General features: G+C 73.8%; 1 protein-coding gene. It reads left to right on the top strand.

Annotation, left to right across the window (positions count from 1 at the left end; all coding sequences use genetic code 11):
* Positions 1 to 3,581 (top strand): AMP-binding protein (locus tag AB0D67_RS38965; protein ID WP_362947440.1); only part of this gene is annotated, 3,581 nt, incomplete at both ends.

The raw sequence follows: 3,581 nt of genomic DNA, 5'->3' as shown, positions 1-3,581 counted from the left end.
ACCCCCAAAGGCGTCGCCGTCACCCACAAAAACATCCGCTCCTTCGCCACCGACCGCCTCTGGAACACCCCCGCCCACCGGCGGGTGCTGTTCCACACCGCCTCCTCCTTCGACGTATCCATGTACGAACTATGGGTCCCCCTCCTCAACGGCGGCACCATCGTCGTCGCACCCCCCGGCATCGTCGACGCCACCACCCTCACCTGGGCCCTCGACGAGGAGGCGGTCAGCGCCGTCTTCCTGACCACGGGACTGTTCAATGTCCTGGCGCAGGACCACGTCCCCCTGCTGGCCCGCGTCCCGGAGTTGTGGATCGCCGGTGAGGCCGCCTCACCGGCGACCGTGGAGCGGGTGGTCCGGGCCGGGGGCAACGTCTTCAACGGCTACGGTCCCACCGAGACCACCGTCTACGTCACCGCGCACCACGTCACCGAGCCCGGCCCCCTCGTGCCGATCGGCCGGCCCCTGGACGGCACCCGCGCCTACGTGCTGGACGACCGGCTCCGGCCCGTCCCGCCCGGGGTGGCCGGAGAGCTCTACATCGCGGGCGAGCACCTGGCGCGCGGCTACCTGGGGCGGCCCGACCTGACCGCCGAACGCTTCGTCGCCTGCCCAGAGGAGCCCGGTGCGCGGATGTACCGCACCGGCGACCTCGTCCGCCGGTTGCCCGACGGCACCCTGGACTACGTCGGCCGGGTGGACAACCAGGTGAAGATCCGCGGCATCCGGATGGAGCTGGGCGAGATCGAGGTGGTGCTGGACCGTCATCCGGACGTGGCCCAGGCCGTCGTCCTCGCCCGGGAGGACCAGCCCGGGGACAGACGGCTGGTCGCCTACCTCATCCCCCGCGCCGCGAACCCCGGAACGGGGACGGACGCGGACGCCGGCACGGATGCGAAGGCGGAGGGGCTCACCGGACGGGTGCGGCGCTTCGCCGAGGACAACCTGCCCGCCTACATGGTCCCGTCGGCCTTCGTGGTCATGGACGCCTTCCCGCTGAACCACAGCGGCAAGGTGGACCGCCGCGCGCTGCCCGCTCCGGAGACCGCGACCTCCGGGACGGCCCCGCGCACCCCCGCCGAGGAACGGCTGTGCGCGCTGTTCGCCGAGCTGCTGGCCGTACCCGGCGTCGGCGTCGACGACGACTTCTTCGCCCTGGGCGGCCACTCCCTGCTCGCCATGCGCGCCGTCACCGCCATCCGCGCCGCCTTCTCCGCCGAACTGCGCATCCGCGACGTCTTCGAGGCGCCGACCGTCGCGGAGCTGGCCGTACGGATCGAGAAGGCGGCGACCGGCGACGCGGGCCGGGCCCGGCCCGCACTGGTCCGTGCCGAGGACGCCGAGGACGCCGGCCGTTCGGAGCTCTCGTTCGCCCAGTACCGGGTCTGGCTGGTCGACCAGCTCGCCGAGAACGCGAGCCTCTACACGATCCCGCTGGTGCTGCGGCTGACGGGCAGGCTGGACCGCGAGGCGCTGCGGACCGCGGTCGCCGACGTGGCCCGGCGGCACGAGACGCTGCGCACCGTCTTCCCCGCCCGGGAGGACCGGCCGGCGCAGCGGGTGCTGGAGACGGCGCCGGAACTGACGGTGACCGAGGTCGACGAGGCGGACCTGGACGCCGCGATCCGGCGGACGGTGCTGCGGCCGTTCAATCTGGCGTCGGAGCCGCCGATGCGGGCGGAGCTGTTCACGCTGCCCTCCGGAGGGGACGCGCGGGCCGTACGGCCCCCGGGGAGCGCCGTACGGCCCGCCGGGACCGCGGAGCCCTCCGGCGCGATCTCGGGACCGGACGGGACCGCGGGACCCTCCGGACCGGCCGGGGGCTCGGAACCCGATGACGGCGGCGGACACGTGCTCGTGATGGCGTTCCATCACATCGCGATCGACGGGTGGTCCCTCGGCCCCCTGGAGCGGGACCTGGCCACCGCCTACGCCGCGCGGGCACGCGGCGAGGAGCCCGGCTGGGCGCCGCTGCCGATCCGCTACAGCGACTACACGCGCTGGCAGCGCGAGCTGCTCGGCGACCCCGCCGACCCGGGCAGCCTGATGAGCGAGCAGACCGCCCACTGGCGCACCGCGCTGGCCGGACTGCCCGACGAGATCGCGCTGCCCGCCGACCGGCCCCGCCCCGCGACGAGCGGGCACCGGGGCGAGGCGGTGTCCCTGAGCCTGTCCCCCGAGCTGCACGCCCGGCTGCTGGCGGTGGCCCGGGGCGGCCAGACGACGCTGTTCATGGCCTTGCAGGCCGGACTGGCCGCACTGCTGACCCGGCTGGGCGCGGGCACCGACGTACCGATCGGCGCACCCGTGGCAGGCCGCACCGACGAGGCACTGACCGACCTCGTCGGCTTCTTCACGAACACGCTGGTGCTGCGCACCGACACCTCCGGAGACCCGACCTTCCGCGAACTGCTCGCCCGGGTCCGCGAGACCGACCTGGCCGCCTTCGCCAACCAGGACGTGCCGTTCGAGCGGCTCGTGGAGGCGCTGAACCCGCCCAGGGTGTACAGCCGCCCGCCGCTGTTCCAGGTGATGCTGGCCCTGCTCAACACGCCCGGCGCGGACGCCGGGCCTCCCGGGCTGACGATGGCGCTGGATCCGGCGTACTCGCTGTACGGGTTCGGCGGCGCCAAGTGCGACCTGCTGCTGGGCCTGACCGAGGACACCACCGCCGACGGCGCCCCTGCCGGGGTGGAGGGTGTGCTGCAGTACGCCACCGACCTGTTCGACCGGGCCACCGCCGAGGCGATCGCGGCGCGGCTGGTGCGGCTGCTGGAGGCGGTCGCCGCCGACCCCGACACCCCGATCGGCACGGTGGACCTGCTCGACCCCGCCGAACGCCGCCTCCTGCTCACCGAATGGAACGACACCGCCGCCCCCACCCCGCACGGAAACCTCGCCGAACTGTTCGAGGCGCGGGTCGCGGCGGACCCGGACGCCGAGGCGGTGGTCTGCGGCGACCTGCGCCTGAGCGCGGCCGAGCTCAACGGCCGGGCCAACGCCCTGGCCCGCCGCCTCCTCGCCGCCGGAGTGACCGCGGAGACCCCCGTCCTGGCCCTGCTGGACCGCTCCGCCGACGTCATCGTCACCATGCTCGCCGTCGTCAAGGCCGGTGGCACCTACGTCCCCCTGCACTCCGCCCTTCCCCCGGCCCGGATGCGCTGGATCGCCGAACAGACCGGCGCGCCCATCCTCGTCACCGACACCGCCGGCGCCGCCCACGACCTCACCCGCCACGTCGTCTCCCTGGTCGTCGGGGACGACACCGACCCGGAGAACCCCGGTCTGGAGATCGCCGCCGACCGGCTGGTGTACGCCATGTTCACCTCCGGCTCCACCGGCACCCCCAAAGGCGTCGCCGTCACCCACGAAAACATCCGCTCCTTCGCCACCGACCGCCTCTGGAAAGGCCCCGCCCACCGGCGCGTCCTGTTCCACACCGCCTCCTCCTTCGACGTGTCCATGTACGAACTATGGGTCCCCCTCCTCAACGGCGGCACCGTCGTCGTCGCACCCCCCGGCATCGTCGACGCCACCACCCTCACCTGGGCCCTCGACGACGAACACGTCACCGCGATCTT

Origin of the sequence: Streptosporangium sp. NPDC048047, from assembly GCF_040653115.1 — a bacterium.
Taxonomy (GTDB): Bacteria; Actinomycetota; Actinomycetes; order Streptosporangiales; family Streptosporangiaceae; genus Streptosporangium.
The sequence above is the reverse complement of the archived record's forward strand: the minus strand, read 5'-3'. Positions and strand labels throughout refer to the sequence as shown.